The sequence below is a fragment of the Yersinia sp. LJYL362 genome (genome assembly GCF_048323875.1).
The window spans coordinates 25,125-42,085 of record NZ_JBLWEX010000298.1 but is presented as its reverse complement, the minus strand read 5'-3'; the positions used below and the strand labels follow the sequence as shown (position 1 = coordinate 42,085).

The following is a 16,961-nucleotide window of genomic DNA, read 5'->3' as shown; positions in this document are numbered from 1 at the left end:
CGTCGTTGTCTGGTTGCTCTTGATTAATTAGGTTTTCCATTTTTTATTCCTTACGGGCCAACAACGATGACATAAAATTCCGGCCAGTCAGTCCAGTCATAACTTACACCACCATCGCGGGCGTTCTGAATGCTAAATGAATTAGGCGTTCTATTCCAAATATTGGCGGAGTGAGCATTTAATGCACCATTTTGCGTGCCGCCATTAATCCCAGCCGTTACCGCATACGCGCCGTTTGACGTTGACATGACAAAGTTATAGCCGCCAACGTTGGTACGGTTTATCGCAGCAAAGCCAAATGAGCTAATAATTGTGCCGTTTCCTTGCACTGCCGCCCACGCCCTGACTCGGTGGTCTGTGCGGTTAGACAAGTAGGTAGATAAGTAACCGCCCCAGAGCGGGCCGTAGATATTACCGTCAGCTCCTAGCCATGCGGCAGTATTACCCGCATAAACAGTACCTTCTGCTATCACTCCTGAGCCTTTTAAGTTACCTGCCGTAGTCAGAGTGCCGGGAAGACTAATAGCGGTACTGGTAGACTGGACTGCATTTACTATCCGGCTATCATCGCCAGCGGCAGCAGTACCGGCAGTTTTTCCGATATCCAGCACTGCCGCCCCTTTAAGCCCTAAATTGGTTCGTGCGGCGGTTTTATCTGCTACATCGTTGAGGTTTTGGTTTTTCTGTAATGCATTGGTGGCAATGGCTGCGGTATCCGTTAAGCCAAGGTTAGCAATGGCGGCAGCTATTGCTTCTGGCCCTGCAGCCGCGATTTCAGCGAGGTTATTAGCCGTCTGCAAATAGGTGCTGGCCCCTTCTTTACGCCACACACCAATATCTAATGTGCCAGTGGGTTCTACGCCGGTGTTTTCTGATAATGCAATATAGCTATTGCCACCGTGGTTCACTCTCGCCCCGGCCTGATAAGGGGCATCAGTAAACCAAATCAGCTGACCGAGGTTTTGCAATTCCTGTAAGGCTAAATCCACCCGGTTATGCCACCAGTTTTCCCACTTGGCCTCGGGCGGATCTTCTGATGCCCCCCCTGCCCAACCACGCGCAATCAGTCCATCGCCGGGGCGTTCAAATTGTGCAGGCACACTGGCCCACGGCTGATTAAAGCTGTCATTTCTGGCCATATATTGGCTCCAATTAGATATAAGCGCCCATGCCGTATGGCTGAGCGTCGAAGGTGCCTTTATAGGCAAAGGGATGATGGTTAACGCGGATCAGGCTGGCTTTGACGCCTTGCGGTCGCGGGATTAAATCAAATAGCTGAATAAGTACTAAGACATTAGCGGGGATCGGTTTATCGACCCAGATAGTTTTCATGGTCATATCCTGCCCATCGATGATGGCGGAATTAACATCCAGAATGTAATCAACGGCAGTTTTGATTTCATCCAAGGTGGCGTTGGTGTTGTTTTTCTGGATCTTGGCTTTGATTAATATGCGATAGAGATAATCCGACACCGGAACTTTGCCGATTTGTTCATGCGGGGCTTTATACGGCGCGACATTAGAGGGCTGTGCGCCGCCGGTACCGTTATAAGCAAATATCGATAAGTAATCGCTGCGAATGAGTGGCCGCTCAGTAAATCCGGCAATGCGGCCACAGATATCCAGTTGATCGCCCTCGGCATTATCAATATCCAACAGGTTATTGATTTTAGTGATCTGCTCTTCCAGTGAAGATTGGCTGATGTCCGGTAAAATACTGATCCATTCAAGCAGTTTCGGCGCATTTTTATATTGCAGGTAAATCCGTGACAACGCTTTTTTACGGTGGTTATACATAAACCACCTCGATATTCTCAGTACTGAACACCCCGAGCTGATTAAAGGCTATTCTCACTGCACTCTCATTGACCTGTTCGACAGCAGTACCAACGGTAATCGCATTCACAAAGCCATTACCGGCCACCAGATAATTGACTGGGGTAAATAAACGGCCCGCGCCAATACTTTCACCAATTTTAAAACCTAACTTAGAAAAGCCATTGGTTTGATCAAAGCCGGTGATGCTGTAATCGACAATCGCCTGTTTTATCTCTTCGTCAATAAATTCGCTATGACTGGCGATCTCAACCCGTACATAAACCGGTATTAGTTGGGGGCGAAAAAAGGTTACGGTGATCGGGTTACCTTTTGGGGTAACAGTATCCAACGAGATTTTATTGGGGAAAGTGTTATAACGGTTTAACCCACAACCGGGGCTTTTATTGATGGCAATACTGTTAATAACATCCTCGATGCTGCCACCATCAACAAATATCGCCATTGAGTGACCGAGCACCCCATTGTCGTCGGCTTGATCTTCAAAATTTTCATAAATCCGCGCCCGTTTAACATCATCAATATTGACCAGCGCCGCATAAATATTATCAATCTGATTGGAGCCAGGTAACGCCACTGATTCATTGCGCCGGATGCGAAATGCGTTATTAGTTTCCTTATCCAACCCCATTGACGCTGCAGTGTTATTTGTCACCGCAGTAATGCCGCCGATCGGTGTGGCGATAATGGTCAGATTATGACTATTGGCCCCCTGCGCGCCTGCCAGCGTACAAGTGACATTTACCGTCGCATTCCCTGCCGCATCAGTAATAACATCACCATCGGTCGCCCATAAGGTATTAGTCGCCCTATTTCTGATTATTGTCCCGCCATTGATCGGCGTAAAAGCGATGCCGCTAAAATTAACGGTGGCGGTTGAATAGGTCGCATTTTTGCGTTTGATTCCAGCGAACGCGGCAATGCGGTCTAATTGTTGGTCAATCGCTGAATTGGGATCGGAGGCGTGATAAGCATTAATAACCGCTTCATCGAGATTGGCTAATGCCTCACACCAGACCGCTATTGCCAGACCATCCGGCGATTCCGGGTTAATATTCCAGCCATCATCAATAGCAAGATAGCGCTGGCGCATAGTATCCAGATATTCACTCAGCGTGGTGCCGCTGGCCCCGTCACGATTAATGGTGGCCATTAGATAAGATCCTCCGTGAACAGGAAATCGAATGCGTCGTTATTAATATCAATCACTGCGACAAATATCGTTATTTTGCGATTCTTCATATCGAGATCCATTTCAAAGCGGTTAATAGTCAGCACGCCTTTGGCCGCCAATAAGCGCTGTTTAATATTGGCTTCGGCAATGTCGCGTGAGGTTTTGCCCAATATGCTTTGGAACCACGGCGTTCCCTCAGTGGCATCAAGAAAATACTCACCAAGAAATAACCGCAGGCAGCAGATCATCGCTTGCCGGGTTTCTTCTTTACCGCTAGCGAACGGGCTGCCGTGGGTAACAATGTCGCCATCTTGGAAATTGCGGATCACAGTGCCTCCGGAAACAAAAAGCCCCGGCATAAGCCAGGGCGATAATAGGTAGGATTCAATCAGGGTAATGAGCTATTGCGGCCCATCAGTGCGATCATTGCCGTGTTGCACGCCGCCGTGGTCGTGGTCGCCAACTTCCAGTTCGCCAACCGCCAAGCCACCTTGAGTGACCTCAGTACGACCATTAAGGGTGGTTTGCCCATTATTGGTAAATTCAGGGCCGCTATAACTCATGCCAGATTCGGTAAGCGCCAATGAGGTACCGCCAGCCATCAAAGTCATTCCGGCATCGGTGAGGTGAATACGTACCCCGCCACTTTTGTTACTTAAACCAATCCCCTCGGTCGGCAAGCCCGCAATCGCGGTTTGTTGTGAGCGGTAGCCAGGAGCAAAGAAAGCATCGGATGGATTAAACATCCGTGCATCCAGTGGTGCTACCGGCCCACCCTGACTAAGCCAATTGTCGATAGAACGCTGGCTAAAATGAATATAGCCCTCGGTACCCGTAGGTAATTCATGAAAAACCGTCCATTCGGCACTGCCAGAAAATTGCACTGGCACATGTTCGATAACGGGGAGTGTCTTAAATTGACCGTCACCGATATGACGCTGAATGCCGCACTCCACCACTGCGCGTTGCAAATCGGCGTTATAACTAATGACTTTACCAGGCATGCCGATCATCAGGTCACGTATCATATCGCGCTTGAGCAGCATCATGGTGCTATACAGCGGGTTGCTCTCAATCATCATTACCTCAGGGCATTCGCCATTGACTGATCAGCGTGGTTTTCCATGTATCACCCCATAAAGTACCTTCGTGGTAGGTACGCAGCACATTAAACTGGCCGGTCTGCTGCTGAATATTCGCCAGATTATTGAGGTCGGTGTTATACATGCCGCTAAAATTAATCGTCCAAAAACTTGAAGTGACATTAATCACATCGGCCGGCTGAATTTGATGATTCATTTTGACGTCAATTTCCATGGTACTGAGATACCAACGTGGGACACTTTCCATACCATTTTTCGCGGTGATCTCATGGGTAGCCCATTTTCTGGCAGCCCCCTCTCTGGCTAATAGCACCCTTGATGGCGTGATCATCCAGTAATATTTCCAGTCATCTTTTACGCTATCGAGAATATCGCGACACAAGCGGCCACCGGAATTATAGGACGTGGCAAAACGCGGTAAGTCGGAAAAGTCACCAATCACTTCAACATCAAGCCCAAAAGCCGCGGCGACATCTTTCAGCATTGCAATAGCAGGCGTATTCGCCCCCCAAGTTTTAAATATCGTGGTATTCCATGCCAGCCCAATCGTGCGGCAATATAACCGCAGGCAGGTATTTACCCCCTCTTTGACCACTTCGACATTGTGAATGCGTCCGCTGAATATCGTGCCGATGTTGTCGCCATAACCGGCTTTTAATACCAGGTTGCCATAACGTTTTTCTTTGTCGTCATAGCGCTGGATCAAGGCGCGGGTGCGTGCTGAAATGCCGTATAGGGTGATTCTGGCAGTAGCATCGACATTCTGCGGGGTATTATCGACAGCAAAACGGATCTCTAATGGCGGCTGATAGGTAAGTTCATCGCCACTCACTGGGGTAATGGTCAGTAAGTAATTGCGGCCAAAATAGCTACTCATTATCGGGATACCATGTCAGGCGATTATTAATGCCAAGATTGCCGATAGTCGGGGTCTCCCCGGCTAATATCAGTAGGCCAATATCGGTATTGAGTCCCGCCAATAAATTAACGCCAATATGCAAAGCACGCCCCAAAACTACCGGTTCGCCCCGCTCATAAATATCGACGCAGAAATAATTAAAACGGGTGAGCCAGTGCAAACGAAAAACCAAATAGTGATTATTTAATTGCACTCGGAAACGCTGCACCGCGTAACCATTATTTAATGGGATAACTTTCATTACGTGGCCTCGACAAAAACTTCACCAAATGAGTATTCACGTTGCCCCTGAGTGGCAGCACTATCGCCATAGGGTAAGTTGTCATTGGTTTCAGCAACGGTGTCGTAAATAATATTGAGCTGCAACAGTTCAACCACAATCTCCAGCCCGCCCTCATTCTCTTTTTTCAATTGGGTGCGGGTATTGGTGATCAGGCAATTTTTATAGGCGGCTCCACGGCTGGCCACTAATTCGAACGGCGTATGTGAACGCTGTAATTCACGCAATTGCTCGAGTAAATTTTGCGAACGTGTTGAGCGCGATTGTGATCCCAAGCTGCCGGAATACAGACTGGTGCCAACCGAAGCAGCCACCCCTGCCAGCGCCGCCGCCCGGCCAGAAAGCAAACTGGCCGCCATACCAGTAGTGATACTGGCTCCGGCCCCCAGTAGTCCGGCAATGCTGCTATCTTGCTGGGCCAGCAGTTCACGAAACCAGTTATCCGACACACCGATAATCATGGTTAGCGCCAGCGCGCGGGTAACCGCGTTATCGTGGGCGGTATTGGCATCTTCCAGCGGAAACTCACTGACATCAGTACGCAGCTCGCTCGACTCTTCCAGTAATGCATCAAAATAGAGATTGCCGATTTTCGGTCGGTTACGGGTAAATAGTCCGGTAATAGCCATCAGTAGTGCTCCGTATGCATCATATCGCGTGCTTGCTGGGCCAGTTGGGTTGTGGCCTGTAGCACCCCGTCACGGATCGATTCACTATCACCGCCCACGGTACCCACATGGATAATGTTGTGTTGTTCCAGTCTGACATCACCACGGGGTGCGGATGCGGTGACTGCTTGCATAGGGGTTGTTTGGCGGTCGCTGTAGCCCTGAATCTCTTCCCATGAACGTTTGGGCTGAGCGTAATTTGATGAAGGTAGCGAGGCCCACACCCCACCAAGCCCGCTGGTGGCATCAGCAAAATTGCCGTTCGTCACATTTTCTAGCTGACCGGCACGTTGAATAAGAAACAACGCGGCGAGATCCTGACTGCGGGGTGAAAAGTCGGTCAAATTGAGCACTTTGGCGGCATCATCCCAAGAACTGCTGGTGAACTGATAGCGCCCGGCAGCCGAGGTTTTATTTTTAGTGCCGTCTGTTTGGGTGAATTCTTTTAATTGCCGTGGGTGATCACTGCTGTCATAGAATTGGTCGCCACCAAACATCGTGTTATAGCCAGAATTGGCATAACTGGCGGTTCCCTCGGCTTTGGATAGCACCTCCAGATACTGGCGAACGTTCGGATCATCAACCAGATTATTAAGGTCGCTGGTATCACTGGGGTAAGGCACTCCGGGGTTATTTTTAGCCCAGTTCTGGCGTTTAAGCGCTTCGGGATTACTCATAGCTTTGGCATCGTCGGCACTGGTGAAAATATTGCCGGGCGTCAATGCCGCCGCCGCGCCGATGGTGACCGGATTGACCAGCAAGCGTGACAACCAGCCGCGCCCACCCGCTGCACCTGCGGGTGGCTTACCACCGCCAGGTAGCATGCCGCCGACAAACTTTAATGCACTGGCGGTACCGGCCAGACCGGCCGCAGTCAAAATCGCTTTTGAGACTTCGGGATTTTCTTTAATAAACTGATTAATACTTTCTAATAACGCATTGATGATTGGCAGTAAGTCGCCCCCCATTGAACGGGCCAGATTGTCAAAGTTAGTCGCCAGATCCGCCATCTCTTTATTAAACTCGTTGGCTGAGTCAATAAGCTTGGGATCGAGCGGTTTATATAACTCTTCAAAATTTTTCAGTGAGCCATTAAGCCCCTTGCTGCCGCCTTCCAGTAAGCGGGTAAAAGGATCATTATCACCGCTGCCAATTCCACTACGCAGATTTCGCCGCTGGTCATTATCCATTTTGCCGTAAGCATCTATAAGATACTTGAGCGAGTCCATACCGGTTTTATTGGCAAATTCCGTCGGGTTAAACGCGCCATTCCAATAGGCTTTATCGCCTAACTCCCCTTGTCTGGCACGCTGTTGCAGGTCAGGGATTTTCTGCACAATCTGATTAGCCGCATCCGGACTAAGACCAAGACTGCGCATCGCATAACGTAGGCCGTCAATCTGCTTAACGGTAAAGTTGGTAATCTTACTCAGCCTGTCCATTTCTAATACTGAGGCAGATAAATCAGCAGTCAGTGCTTTTAACCCAACACCGGTACCGGCTGCGGCGGCCAGTTGCAATATGCCGTCTTTAATCCCTTTAACGGCATCATTGGCTGTTTGAAAGCTCTTTGCATCTGTTTCCAGGCCAAGGGAAACCAATAGAGAATCAATTGTCTCTGACATGGAAACCTCATATTTTAGGTGTAAAAAAACCCGCACAATGGCGGGTCTAGTATGTACTTAAAATGTACTACTTTGGCAGTTAAAAACTGATCAATAATATTTAGATAAAATACTAGGCATGATTTTTTGTCTTTTTCATCATCTTTTCATCTACTGTAGGAATGAACTTATTATGCGTTTCAATTAGATATCTAGTAGCACTTTCTCTATTTGCCTCATAATTAAGTTGTTTTTGGAAGAAGTTCAATCTTGCCCTTGCCATATTAATAAGCTCAGACCAAGTATATATCCATACAGTAATGTTGCCTTTGTCATGTATAAGACCTCGCGCGCGACCATCCTGAGTTGCTTCTTCTACTGCAAATGCATCGAATTCATTTGATACTGCAATGAATGTCCAGCTTGTATTTGCTTTATCAAAACGAGGATCTGTAGCAACAGTAAACGCATAACTTTTTATTTGTGCAATTACTGAAGAATCAATCTTTTTAGAAGAACGTTTTAGTTCTACCACAAGATGGTCAAGTTTCCCTTCACTTGGTTTTCGAGCCTTATTTAACATCAGGTCAACTCTTCCCGAAGAACCATCAGGCCTAAGTACTTTAGAATCATCACTACATCTGGTACCAAGTAGATCCAAATGTTTATTCAACACCTCATTTAAATTCTCTTCACTTCCTGTTAAATGAAAGTCTTCCCGGAATATCCATGCTTCTTTCTCAAGAATTTTATGAAGTTGATCTCTCTCTAAGAGTTTGTCTTTAGTTTCAGTATCAAAAAGTAGCTGTTCTAACCCCTTAATAAAATCTAAACGATTCGCGACTGCTTTAGATGCACTAATGATTGTAGATAGTGTGGTTTTTTCCAGTAGAGAAGCCAATTCATCTTGTTCTTGTTTTTTTAAGCCTAGAACTTCACTAATAATTTTTTGAACCGAATCAGGATTATCCTTAATTGCTTGTTTTAGCAGCTTAAATGTGAATTGTTTTGTCTTTTTGTCTGCTTTTTCAAATTTACTCAAATAGCTTTGTACATTAACAGCTAATATGTCGAATACTTTTCTTTCCGCATCTTCTACAGGATTAAATTGTAACTCATCATTATATGGGTAAATGTCTTCTCTTTTCCACTCTTCAACAATTCTACTTTTATCAATAAGAGTTTTTTGTAGGAAATGTTCTCTTGCTTTATCAATTATAATTTCAACAACATGCCTTGTGTTAACATCTAACTCAGTTGTTTCCAAAACACCGCCATCATTAAGTTCACTAAAATATGAGGACGATGCATAAATAGAAAAATCACAGTTAGGTGCTTTGACTCTTTGAGCTAATTTATATTCACCAAGAGAGAATCCATTTTCATCACAAAAATTAATGACTCTCTCAGCTTTTTTATGCCACTCTATTATAGATATCTTTAATTCCACCTTCTTTCCATTATCTAAAGAGACATCACCAAGATTATATTCTGTAATGTTTTTTTGTGCTAATGAAGGTGATATATCAATGTTATTGATAAATAATTTCTTCTTCGGATACTTTGTTAAAAAGAAACAGAATATTTTTGCCAAGTTTTCTTTTACATCAGGATTTAATAATACTGATGCTTCAGGAATGGGGTTTAAAATTGTAACTATCGTTCCTGATTGTCCTTTTGCGATAATAGGGACTGAAGGTAAAACCTGAGCTATAGAGTTAACATCCCCTTTAATAACATACTCAATAACATTAGAGTTGTTGTTAAACTTCGTTTGCCACTCGACTCGCTCACCAATTGCGTACGCTTTAAATCTCCCCCTCCCTTTCTCTCCATGTAAAATTTTATTACCGAGCTTTTTGGCCTGTTTCTTCCATGATCCCCCTAACCCACCAAAAAAATCTTTTAGCTTCGCTGGATCAATACCTGTACCAGCATCATGTACCTCAATACTTTCTAGAGCACCTAAGCCATTTTCTCTAGTGAATACTTTAACAATATCAGACGACGCATCAAAACCATTCCAGACAATCTCTGCTAATGCATTATAAGGGTTATCTTTAGATACCACTTGTAAGAAATCTGTTTTTGCTTCCACAGTTATGATGCTCATTATTATCCCTATGCATGCATAAATTTTTGTATAGCAACATAATATACGCATGCTCAAAGAATGGTTATCTGGAAATTTGAACAGTTACATTACAATACTGTATTTAAATACAGTATATGCATATAGGTTTACCTGCAAATAGATTCCATCTATCAAATAACCACACAAAAGGTAGATACCTTTAACCTATTGAGTAATTAACTATTCCTGCTTTTATTCGCAGCCTCCATAATCTCATCCAACACATCATGCATCAGTTGCACATCATCAATGGTGTAAGTGCCATCCAGCATATCTGACCACCTTGCCAGTGGCGGGCAGTGTTGCCCGATACCGGCGCAGGGTCGCCATAAAAACCAGTCTACGCGGGAGGGTGCTGCGGATTGTTTTCCGCGCTTTTTCCCTCGCCGCTGAGTTGCCAAAAAGGGCCGATATTTTCCCTCAGTACCTGTCCCAGCAATACCAGGTAATTATGGGCCTCATCTTGGAATAGGTTTTCGCCCACCGGGATGTTATCGGATTGGCGAACGATGCTACCGCTGTTAAAACACAGCTCTTTCAAGCGGTTTAAGCTCATCATATCGACGGAAGCTAAACTGGCCGCCAAACCCATTGCGGTGACATTGGGATTGATCGCCGGTAACAAACCAGACTTAGCGGCGATTTGCAGCATTTCCACCTGATCTCTGGCCGGCGATGTTGCCCCGCGAAAAAGGGTGTCACCGATCACGACTTCAATTTGACGCCCCATAATTAGGTTTCCTCTGAGTCAGCAAATTCAAAAATAAATTGTTCATCCGACACGCCACTTTTCCCGGCGCGGGTGGCTGAGCCACGGTTAGTCATGATGCCGTCGAACCCGGCAAAGCGTTCATCAGTGCCGGTCTGTGAAAAGGTAAAGGTGGCATCAATGCCGGATTTCTCCACCGCCAATAACTGCCGCGCCTGCACCGAACCGGGGATCAGGTTGATGGTCAAGCGTTTGGCGCGGGTTTTATTGTCCAGCCGTACTGACGTGCCGCCGATACCGCGTTTTAGCGCGGCGCGGGGTTCTAAATCTTCAATGGTGATCGGTGGGTCGGTATCACCAAAATCATCAATCGGGATACCAAAGACGGTGAGGTTAGAGCCATCAGCGCCGTATCTGTGCATGGTCATAAGGAATTACTCCACGGTGGCATTGATTTCAGCGATATGACCGGCACGGCCTAAAATCACTAACAGGGTGGTTAACGGGTAAACGCGCTTTTTACGTTGGTCGGAGGTCAGCGCAAGGACATCCTCAGGGCGCGAACGGATGACAAAACCAAAATCAGCCACTTTCGTCACGCCATCGTCAGGATCAACATAAGAGCCGGTACCGAGCACCCCGTTATTGAAAAAGCGTTTGCAGGTTGCGGCAACCGTAGACAGCAATCCGTCATAGTCGCGTGGTGTCAGTGCGCGCTTGGTGCCGACATTGGCAATATAGTTGTAGCCATCCACTTGGATATGATTTTTCAGCACATCCAGATTGACCACATCATCAATAAATTCGCCATAGGACGACATCGATTTACTGTTGATCACCCGGCTGTTATCAATTTGCCCGGCCAGTTCAATTTTAGTGAAAAACACCGCGTTTTTGGCTTTTAAGGCATTGTAAGCACTGGTGGCCATATCATCGCCCATCACACCCGGTAACACCTGATACTCGCCGGTAATAGCAGTGTTTAACCCTGTTGGTCTGAATTTATGGAACGCCGCCGCCAATTGCACCATTGAATAGGCTTGGGTTGGGTCAGTAATGACGGATTCAGCGGTTTTATAGCCTGCAAACACATGGCGGTTACCTTTGCTTTTCAGCAGTGATACCACATCCTCCACCTTGTTCTGGTCAGCAATATCGTTAGCGCTAAATGTCCACCAGACCGGATGACTATTGGCATCAGACCAATCGGCCAACTGGAGAATAATGTCATTGCTGGTTAAATCGCTGGCTTTAAAGAAGTAGTGATAACGCCAAATACGATCAGTGGCGCTATTCACAATTTCCAACAGTGTATTTTCTTCGTTTTTCATCCAGACGGTAATTTGTGGCGGCTTGGGAATTTGCGCAAAGTAGCGGGTGGCAATGTAATAAATCGGGCTGTCAGTTTGGAAATCAGCGCCAAGTTCTGGCAATGATGCATAGTCACGGAATGAATCTGCAGCAAACTCGCCGCCTTCAACTAAATCTGACGGATCAGCAAAAGTGAGTGCACTGGAAAAATCACCGTAGCCCAACCCTGCCGCCGTCAGAATAAGATTGACGGGGATAATATTATCAACCGGATAAGCCATAAGAGCTGTCTCTTTCTCTAATTTGAATGTCAAACCCTGCGGCGCGTAACAGCGCGTAGGATGCGGTTTTTTCGATGAATAGATGGATGTCAGCCTGATAGCGCGGCTGTAGTCCGGCTTGTAACAGTCCGGTGAAATTTCGGAAATTGCTGGAGAAACGCCAGGCGATTTTGTGACGGAACAGATAATCACTGACGGGCGTCAGGAAATTGGCATTGGCTAAATGCATAGCAGCGGTTGCCGCGCCCGTATTGAGCAAATTCACCGACAGCAAAAACTCCATTGAGGTACAGGACGTTTCTTGCAAGTCTTGCCAATCCTCCGCTAGCGCCGGATCAGTTTCAGCAATGGCCGGGATAAATTCGCGCTTGCGCCGTATTTGCCCATAGGCTCGAACCGGCACCGGGTTATAAGTGGCATATAAGCTATTACCAGTCGGTGGGTTACGACCTTGATCGGCTAATACAACACGGTCGAGGGGGACTACAGCGGCGAGTGAAATAAGTTGCTGAAATACCGGATACATCTCTTCAATGGTTTCCATCAGCCAGTACCTCGATAACGTTCAACCAAGGCACGGCAAAAGCTGCGCCAAGGCCGGTTATCGCAAGCTACTACCCGCCATTGCCGCATTGCCAACCCATCGCTGAATTCCAGTAAATCGCTAAATTTCCCCTCGTCATCAGGCCAGAGATAATGCACACCATCGTTAATGTGCACCACTCGCAGATCCTGCGGGTTAGCCGTGCCGCCCATGCCGATCAGCATTTGAATATCTTTCCATTTTGCTGACTGCACATTCACCTTCTGCAATTCGATGACCTGCGGTTCCCCTTGCTGCCAAATACCACCGGGGCCGCTATAGTCACCGGCAGTTGGTCGAATCAACCGAATACCGCCCTCAATAGGCGAATTAAAGGTGGCATCAATATGCCCGTGCATATCCAGACCATTACCGAACATGATTAATCCTCCACGATATGAGTCAGTGCGCCTTTTAAATCACCATGCCTGATAAGCGGTGTTGCCGAGCCTTTAGCTGCAACGGTGGCGTCAGCATTTTTGGGCTGAATACCGGCTTCGATCGCCTCCTGGCAATAACCCACCGCACGCGCACCAATCTGATCCAGCATTTGGAATGCCGTGATTTCGCCACGAGTGACCTGCGCCGTCAGCACACGAAAGGCTTTTTTTATGTTGTCCTGATTTTGTCGCAGTGGAACCCGCAGAAATGAGCGCTCAGGAATACGCCCGTCAGCGGAGCCAAATTCCTGTACCGCACCAATCACCACGATGGGAGCACCATCTTCATACACCCCAGTCCCCTCCGGCAGCCCCACCAGCACCCGACGTTTGGCGGTTGCACGTTGATGGATCTGGCGCAATTTCTGCGCCAGTTTTGTCCCGCCCCGCACTTCGGCCCGAAGTTTCATACCATCATGGCTCCGGTACCGGCTCGGCGGCGCAAGCGCAGGAACTCCACTCCGTAGGTGGTCAGCGGTAAATCACCATTGATATTGAGATCGTCAGCAGTCACCGCCGGAACCGCAAAAGAGGTGGATTCATCACCGACCGATTTTGATGAGATGGCATAAGCCGCCCCAACATCACCACTGATAGCCCTTTTACGCATCACCAGCCGGTGGGCAGCAAAGGCAAACAGGCCACGTTTTTTGATTGATGCCGGACGGGCATGATATTTCAGCCAACGTTGGCCGGTTTCCGAGTCGCCCTCCTCCAATGCCTGAATCACTTCGCGCTCAACCCATAAGGTGGTATCGCTGAACTCCGGGTAATACTCGCGAAAGTCAGCCACTATTTGTGCAGTAATATCCACATCGCCCCCTAAATCAAAAACCCGTCACGCGGACGGGTCATCAATGTTATCGGTATCATCCGCTGAGGTTTCCGGCTCGGTAGTATCGCTCTGCACCAACTCGGCTTTTTTGCTATCAATCGCCTTTTGCAAGGTTGGCGCTTTGGCTGCCGAGGGGGCTTTTTTACCGAATAAGTTTTCATATTCATCGCGCACCGCAGTGATATCCAGCTCACTCTCATCAATATGCCTATTAAGCGGCGCATCGAATTGTTCGGCCCGCATCATGCCTGCCTGAGTAAATAGGTGATCCGCAAAGTCGCCATTCACCGCCGCTGAATTTCCAACAGCAATCGTGATGCGCTGGCCGGTTTCCTCATCGGTCACCGTCAGCGGTGATGTGTGCAAGTTAGTGAGTTCAAACATGATTAAACCCCATCGACATAGTGAGCGGCTTTAGGAATACGCCATTCCGTGCCACCGGTACGTAAAACGGCTGGCACTTTGAAATTAACGTTGTCTGGTGTGGCTGGTGCGAGGAAGCGAAGCGGCATCACATCGTGGCCTTTCACTACTCGCATATCTTTTTTGTACACCACCAGGCGATCTTTCTTCGCTGCCCCGGCTCCGGCCAGCAAGACATCATCATCAAAATCCATATCTTTGAAGTTGGTGCGCAAGAATTCCAGCAAGGTGACATTTGAAGCGTTATGAGTTGATAACAGGGTGCGCATCAATAATTGATGTTGTTCCGAGGGCAGAACAAAACCATTAGGGCGGTGAACCGTGACGGTATTCTTCAGGTACACCTGGTTATAAGCGGCACCAAAGAAATCAAGGATCGGTTGGGTACCCTTGGTAGGGATAGCAGCCACCAACTCGGCCAAGGTCGCCGGAGCCGCCTCAACACCCACATTGGAACTGGTATACAGCCCCTCGCCAATGTCATTGTGACCGAGCAAGTAAATCTTATTCAGACCTTGTTCAACCACATCTCGCACCGCCTGACCGCGCTCCGCATCCAGATTGACGTTATTGAGCATGGCGAAACCAATTTCCTCAATGGAATAGGTGTAACCCAATGCGGCGGTTTTGATCTCATGGAAGCCCTGATTCATGGCGATATCCACCGTCGGCACGTCAGTCGAGTTCGGGCCAAATATCTGTAACTCACCACGGGCATCAATCGAGCGGAACGCCACCACTTTTACCCAGTCGGGCGCACTGTTATCCAGCGGCAGCAATGTGCTGTACTTAAACTGCGGATATTCCAGCCGGTAAATTTCCGATTCAATATGGGCGGCCTGTTGCACCAGAAAAGAGAGCGCCGATACTGGGCTGACGTCAAATACACTTCGTTTCATACATGTTTTCCTTTAATTTTACTCGCCGCTATCGGGCGCTGGAGTAGGAACGCCGGTTGACGCTAAAATGCCATCAACGCGAATTTCGCCCACTTCACCGGCCACGACATCATCAATCCAGCGGACAAAATCTAATTCAACTCCGGTACCGCCTGCGGTTAACCGGCCCTGATTCACCCCTACGGCTGTAATCACGGTTACCGTGTCACCGGCGCTGGCACCATCAACACACAAAGCAAACATCGGCCCACGGCGCAGTATTGACGCCACATGATCGACCTCATAACCCACTTCATAATCTGGGGGATTAGTGGGCACGCTGTTGCTAAATACCGCCATTGAGCGCACGGTAAAACCGATGATCTGCGCGGCGGTAGTGGTCGGCGTGACCGGTGCACAAGAACGCGCGCCCACCCCACGGATCACCGCACGGCCAAATGACACCATTTTGGTTTCCACCCGACGCGAAACCACTTCACAGACATCCGTGGTTGAAATTTGGCCCTCGTAGGCTTTACCGCGCCATTTGGTGAATTCACTCTGAGCAATCGCCATTATTTATTCTCCGCTTGTTTGCCATAACGTTTGTCCAGCCAGCTTTGGCGCACACTGTCACGGGTAGTTTGTGCATCGCCGGTTTTGACTTTCTTCATATCGCGGCCCAAATTGATGATGGAGTCATTAACCTCATTTTTATCATCAGGATCATCGTCATCCTCGTTTTCGCGCCGCTCTTCTTCGGCATCAAAATAAGCCGCTAGATAAGCATCTGGCGCTTTATCCCATGAGGGGTATTTGCGGCATTTGATCCCGGCACTGTCCAGCGCGGCTCGTTTGATTTTCAGCGGGTCTACCGCGTCACAGCTAAATTCTGCACCGGCAATTTTGATAGCAGAGTCACGCGCTGCCACCACATCGGCCAGCCGCTTCGAAATCGCATCCTCAGACGATTTTTCTTTTAATGCCTCGATTTCTTCATCTTTGGCATCGGCTTTGGCTTCGGCTTCCTCTTTTTTCTGTTCAGCTTCATCCTTGGCGGCTTCGGCTTTTTCCTGCCCTTCCTTTGCGTCGCTGACACGTTTTTTTAGCGCATCCATCGATGATTGGATCAGCTGCTGGGTCGCTTCGTCAGCCACCTCTACACGCGCACCGGAATCCAGCACAACTTTATACATGGGGGTTACTCCCTTGGGTTTACGGTCAAATAACCGCGCCAGGTGTCCGGCTCTGGCCTGATCACACAGTGCGATATGGTTGATGGTGATGGTGCATTGAATAAATTCGTAGGCAGTACCGCAGGGCGCGATACCGGGGGCATAACGGTATTCAGAGGTGTAACCGGCGGATAATTCCTCTTTATTTTGGTTGATGGCATCAATGGCGTACTGATCTTTAATCAGCAGATCGACCACCACATAATCAGGGTCATCGCTATCCTGTCGCCCAGACGAAATAGCATGCCCTGCGGTGACTTGCTTAAAGGTTTTGGCATTCACCAAATCATCAGGGTGATCAATGGTGACGTCTTTATTGTCATAACTGGCTAGACTGACCGGATCAAACACCTCAGCCGGTGGCCGGTACACATTGACGATTTGACCGGGTGGCCTGTCTTTTAATCCCAGTTCGGATGCGAGATATTGCTGCACACCGACGCGAGCAACCCGCCCGGGGACTTTTAGATAGCCCTCAGGAGTCATTTCTCGTTGGGAATTAATCGGAAAGGACACGCGGTCACGAACGGTGATCCGCATAATATATC

At 48.0% G+C, this 16,961-nt stretch carries 21 protein-coding genes; all 21 read right to left on the bottom strand.

What is annotated here, in order from left to right; genetic code table 11:
• Positions 1-50: 50 nt before the first annotated feature.
• Positions 51-1,139, bottom strand: a complete 1,089-nt coding sequence (locus tag ACNSO8_RS21640) for a hypothetical protein (RefSeq protein WP_418395839.1) — start codon at positions 1,137-1,139, stop codon at positions 51-53.
• A 13-nt stretch (positions 1,140-1,152) separates the two neighbouring features.
• Positions 1,153-1,797 carry a DUF2612 domain-containing protein gene (locus ACNSO8_RS21635; RefSeq protein WP_418395838.1) on the bottom strand — a complete coding sequence of 215 codons (645 nt, stop codon included), beginning with the start codon at positions 1,795-1,797 and terminating at the stop codon, positions 1,153-1,155.
• Entirely contained in the window at positions 1,790-2,989 is a 1,200-nt protein-coding gene (locus tag ACNSO8_RS21630) for a baseplate J/gp47 family protein (RefSeq protein ID WP_418395837.1), read from the bottom strand. The genes ACNSO8_RS21635 and ACNSO8_RS21630 overlap by 8 nt, the downstream gene beginning before the upstream one ends.
• Positions 2,989-3,339: a hypothetical protein gene (locus ACNSO8_RS21625; RefSeq protein ID WP_418395836.1), complete on the bottom strand. Its 351-nt coding sequence runs from the start codon at positions 3,337-3,339 to the stop codon at positions 2,989-2,991. Before ACNSO8_RS21625 ends, ACNSO8_RS21630 begins: the two co-directional genes overlap by 1 nt.
• Before the next feature lie 72 nt (positions 3,340-3,411).
• On the bottom strand, positions 3,412-4,089 hold the full coding sequence (locus ACNSO8_RS21620) for a Gp138 family membrane-puncturing spike protein (RefSeq protein WP_418395835.1): 678 nt from the start codon (positions 4,087-4,089) through the stop codon (positions 3,412-3,414).
• A 7-nt stretch (positions 4,090-4,096) separates the two neighbouring features.
• On the bottom strand, positions 4,097-4,990 hold the full coding sequence (locus ACNSO8_RS21615) for a hypothetical protein (RefSeq protein ID WP_050291212.1): 894 nt from the start codon (positions 4,988-4,990) through the stop codon (positions 4,097-4,099).
• Positions 4,983-5,273 carry a phage baseplate plug family protein gene (locus tag ACNSO8_RS21610; protein ID WP_418395834.1) on the bottom strand — a complete coding sequence of 97 codons (291 nt, stop codon included), beginning with the start codon at positions 5,271-5,273 and terminating at the stop codon, positions 4,983-4,985. Before ACNSO8_RS21610 ends, ACNSO8_RS21615 begins: the two co-directional genes overlap by 8 nt.
• The gene (locus ACNSO8_RS21605) at positions 5,273-5,941 is read right to left on the bottom strand and encodes a phage baseplate protein (RefSeq protein WP_019079697.1); all 669 of its coding nucleotides are present in this window, start codon (positions 5,939-5,941) and stop codon (positions 5,273-5,275) included. Before ACNSO8_RS21605 ends, ACNSO8_RS21610 begins: the two co-directional genes overlap by 1 nt.
• Positions 5,941-7,605, bottom strand: a complete 1,665-nt coding sequence (locus tag ACNSO8_RS21600) for a glycoside hydrolase family 104 protein (protein ID WP_418395833.1) — start codon at positions 7,603-7,605, stop codon at positions 5,941-5,943. Before ACNSO8_RS21600 ends, ACNSO8_RS21605 begins: the two co-directional genes overlap by 1 nt.
• Before the next feature lie 112 nt (positions 7,606-7,717).
• Positions 7,718-9,697 (bottom strand): ATP-binding protein, encoded by a 1,980-nt coding sequence (locus tag ACNSO8_RS21595; RefSeq protein WP_050535629.1) that lies wholly within the window; start codon positions 9,695-9,697, stop codon positions 7,718-7,720.
• A 361-nt stretch (positions 9,698-10,058) separates the two neighbouring features.
• Positions 10,059-10,448: a hypothetical protein gene (locus tag ACNSO8_RS21590; RefSeq protein ID WP_418395832.1), complete on the bottom strand. Its 390-nt coding sequence runs from the start codon at positions 10,446-10,448 to the stop codon at positions 10,059-10,061.
• Positions 10,449-10,450: 2 nt separating this feature from the next.
• Complete coding sequence (locus ACNSO8_RS21585) at positions 10,451-10,855, bottom strand: hypothetical protein (RefSeq protein WP_025378479.1); 405 nt, start codon at positions 10,853-10,855, stop codon at positions 10,451-10,453.
• 6 nt (positions 10,856-10,861) lie between these two features.
• Complete coding sequence (locus ACNSO8_RS21580) at positions 10,862-12,019, bottom strand: DUF3383 family protein (protein WP_418395831.1); 1,158 nt, start codon at positions 12,017-12,019, stop codon at positions 10,862-10,864.
• Positions 12,003-12,563: an LIC_12616 family protein gene (locus ACNSO8_RS21575; protein WP_418395830.1), complete on the bottom strand. Its 561-nt coding sequence runs from the start codon at positions 12,561-12,563 to the stop codon at positions 12,003-12,005. Before ACNSO8_RS21575 ends, ACNSO8_RS21580 begins: the two co-directional genes overlap by 17 nt.
• Positions 12,563-12,982, bottom strand: a complete 420-nt coding sequence (locus ACNSO8_RS21570; protein ID WP_050535624.1) for a hypothetical protein — start codon at positions 12,980-12,982, stop codon at positions 12,563-12,565. Before ACNSO8_RS21570 ends, ACNSO8_RS21575 begins: the two co-directional genes overlap by 1 nt.
• A 2-nt stretch (positions 12,983-12,984) precedes the next feature.
• On the bottom strand, positions 12,985-13,452 hold the full coding sequence (locus ACNSO8_RS21565; protein ID WP_418395829.1) for a hypothetical protein: 468 nt from the start codon (positions 13,450-13,452) through the stop codon (positions 12,985-12,987).
• Complete coding sequence (locus tag ACNSO8_RS21560; RefSeq protein WP_418395828.1) at positions 13,449-13,856, bottom strand: DUF4054 domain-containing protein; 408 nt, start codon at positions 13,854-13,856, stop codon at positions 13,449-13,451. The genes ACNSO8_RS21565 and ACNSO8_RS21560 overlap by 4 nt, the downstream gene beginning before the upstream one ends.
• A gap of 24 nt (positions 13,857-13,880) precedes the next feature.
• Positions 13,881-14,261 carry a hypothetical protein gene (locus ACNSO8_RS21555; RefSeq protein ID WP_418395827.1) on the bottom strand — a complete coding sequence of 127 codons (381 nt, stop codon included), beginning with the start codon at positions 14,259-14,261 and terminating at the stop codon, positions 13,881-13,883.
• Positions 14,262-14,263: 2 nt separating this feature from the next.
• Positions 14,264-15,199 (bottom strand): DUF2184 domain-containing protein, encoded by a 936-nt coding sequence (locus tag ACNSO8_RS21550; protein WP_408574956.1) that lies wholly within the window; start codon positions 15,197-15,199, stop codon positions 14,264-14,266.
• 18 nt (positions 15,200-15,217) lie between these two features.
• The gene (locus tag ACNSO8_RS21545) at positions 15,218-15,754 is read right to left on the bottom strand and encodes a structural cement protein Gp24 (protein ID WP_418395826.1); all 537 of its coding nucleotides are present in this window, start codon (positions 15,752-15,754) and stop codon (positions 15,218-15,220) included.
• Positions 15,754-16,953: a DUF2213 domain-containing protein gene (locus ACNSO8_RS21540; protein WP_418395825.1), complete on the bottom strand. Its 1,200-nt coding sequence runs from the start codon at positions 16,951-16,953 to the stop codon at positions 15,754-15,756. The genes ACNSO8_RS21545 and ACNSO8_RS21540 overlap by 1 nt, the downstream gene beginning before the upstream one ends.
• Positions 16,954-16,961: the final 8 nt, after the last annotated feature.

Excerpts from the sequence above, each read along its gene's own strand:
- ACNSO8_RS21640 (WP_418395839.1), bottom strand. The coding sequence starts at position 1,139 with ATGGCCAGAAATGACAGCTTTAATCAGCCGTGGGCCAGTGTGCCTGCA.
- ACNSO8_RS21635 (WP_418395838.1), bottom strand. The coding sequence starts at position 1,797 with ATGTATAACCACCGTAAAAAAGCGTTGTCACGGATTTACCTGCAATAT.
- ACNSO8_RS21630 (WP_418395837.1), bottom strand. The coding sequence starts at position 2,989 with ATGGCCACCATTAATCGTGACGGGGCCAGCGGCACCACGCTGAGTGAA.
- ACNSO8_RS21620 (WP_418395835.1), bottom strand. The coding sequence starts at position 4,089 with ATGATTGAGAGCAACCCGCTGTATAGCACCATGATGCTGCTCAAGCGC.
- ACNSO8_RS21615 (WP_050291212.1), bottom strand. The coding sequence starts at position 4,990 with ATGAGTAGCTATTTTGGCCGCAATTACTTACTGACCATTACCCCAGTG.
- ACNSO8_RS21610 (WP_418395834.1), bottom strand. The coding sequence starts at position 5,273 with ATGAAAGTTATCCCATTAAATAATGGTTACGCGGTGCAGCGTTTCCGA.
- ACNSO8_RS21605 (WP_019079697.1), bottom strand. The coding sequence starts at position 5,941 with ATGGCTATTACCGGACTATTTACCCGTAACCGACCGAAAATCGGCAAT.
- ACNSO8_RS21600 (WP_418395833.1), bottom strand. The coding sequence starts at position 7,605 with ATGTCAGAGACAATTGATTCTCTATTGGTTTCCCTTGGCCTGGAAACA.
- ACNSO8_RS21595 (WP_050535629.1), bottom strand. The coding sequence starts at position 9,697 with ATGAGCATCATAACTGTGGAAGCAAAAACAGATTTCTTACAAGTGGTA.
- ACNSO8_RS21590 (WP_418395832.1), bottom strand. The coding sequence starts at position 10,448 with ATGGGGCGTCAAATTGAAGTCGTGATCGGTGACACCCTTTTTCGCGGG.
- ACNSO8_RS21585 (WP_025378479.1), bottom strand. The coding sequence starts at position 10,855 with ATGACCATGCACAGATACGGCGCTGATGGCTCTAACCTCACCGTCTTT.
- ACNSO8_RS21580 (WP_418395831.1), bottom strand. The coding sequence starts at position 12,019 with ATGGCTTATCCGGTTGATAATATTATCCCCGTCAATCTTATTCTGACG.
- ACNSO8_RS21575 (WP_418395830.1), bottom strand. The coding sequence starts at position 12,563 with ATGGAAACCATTGAAGAGATGTATCCGGTATTTCAGCAACTTATTTCA.
- ACNSO8_RS21570 (WP_050535624.1), bottom strand. The coding sequence starts at position 12,982 with ATGTTCGGTAATGGTCTGGATATGCACGGGCATATTGATGCCACCTTT.
- ACNSO8_RS21565 (WP_418395829.1), bottom strand. The coding sequence starts at position 13,452 with ATGAAACTTCGGGCCGAAGTGCGGGGCGGGACAAAACTGGCGCAGAAA.
- ACNSO8_RS21555 (WP_418395827.1), bottom strand. The coding sequence starts at position 14,261 with ATGTTTGAACTCACTAACTTGCACACATCACCGCTGACGGTGACCGAT.
- ACNSO8_RS21550 (WP_408574956.1), bottom strand. The coding sequence starts at position 15,199 with ATGAAACGAAGTGTATTTGACGTCAGCCCAGTATCGGCGCTCTCTTTT.
- ACNSO8_RS21545 (WP_418395826.1), bottom strand. The coding sequence starts at position 15,754 with ATGGCGATTGCTCAGAGTGAATTCACCAAATGGCGCGGTAAAGCCTAC.
- ACNSO8_RS21540 (WP_418395825.1), bottom strand. The coding sequence starts at position 16,953 with ATGCGGATCACCGTTCGTGACCGCGTGTCCTTTCCGATTAATTCCCAA.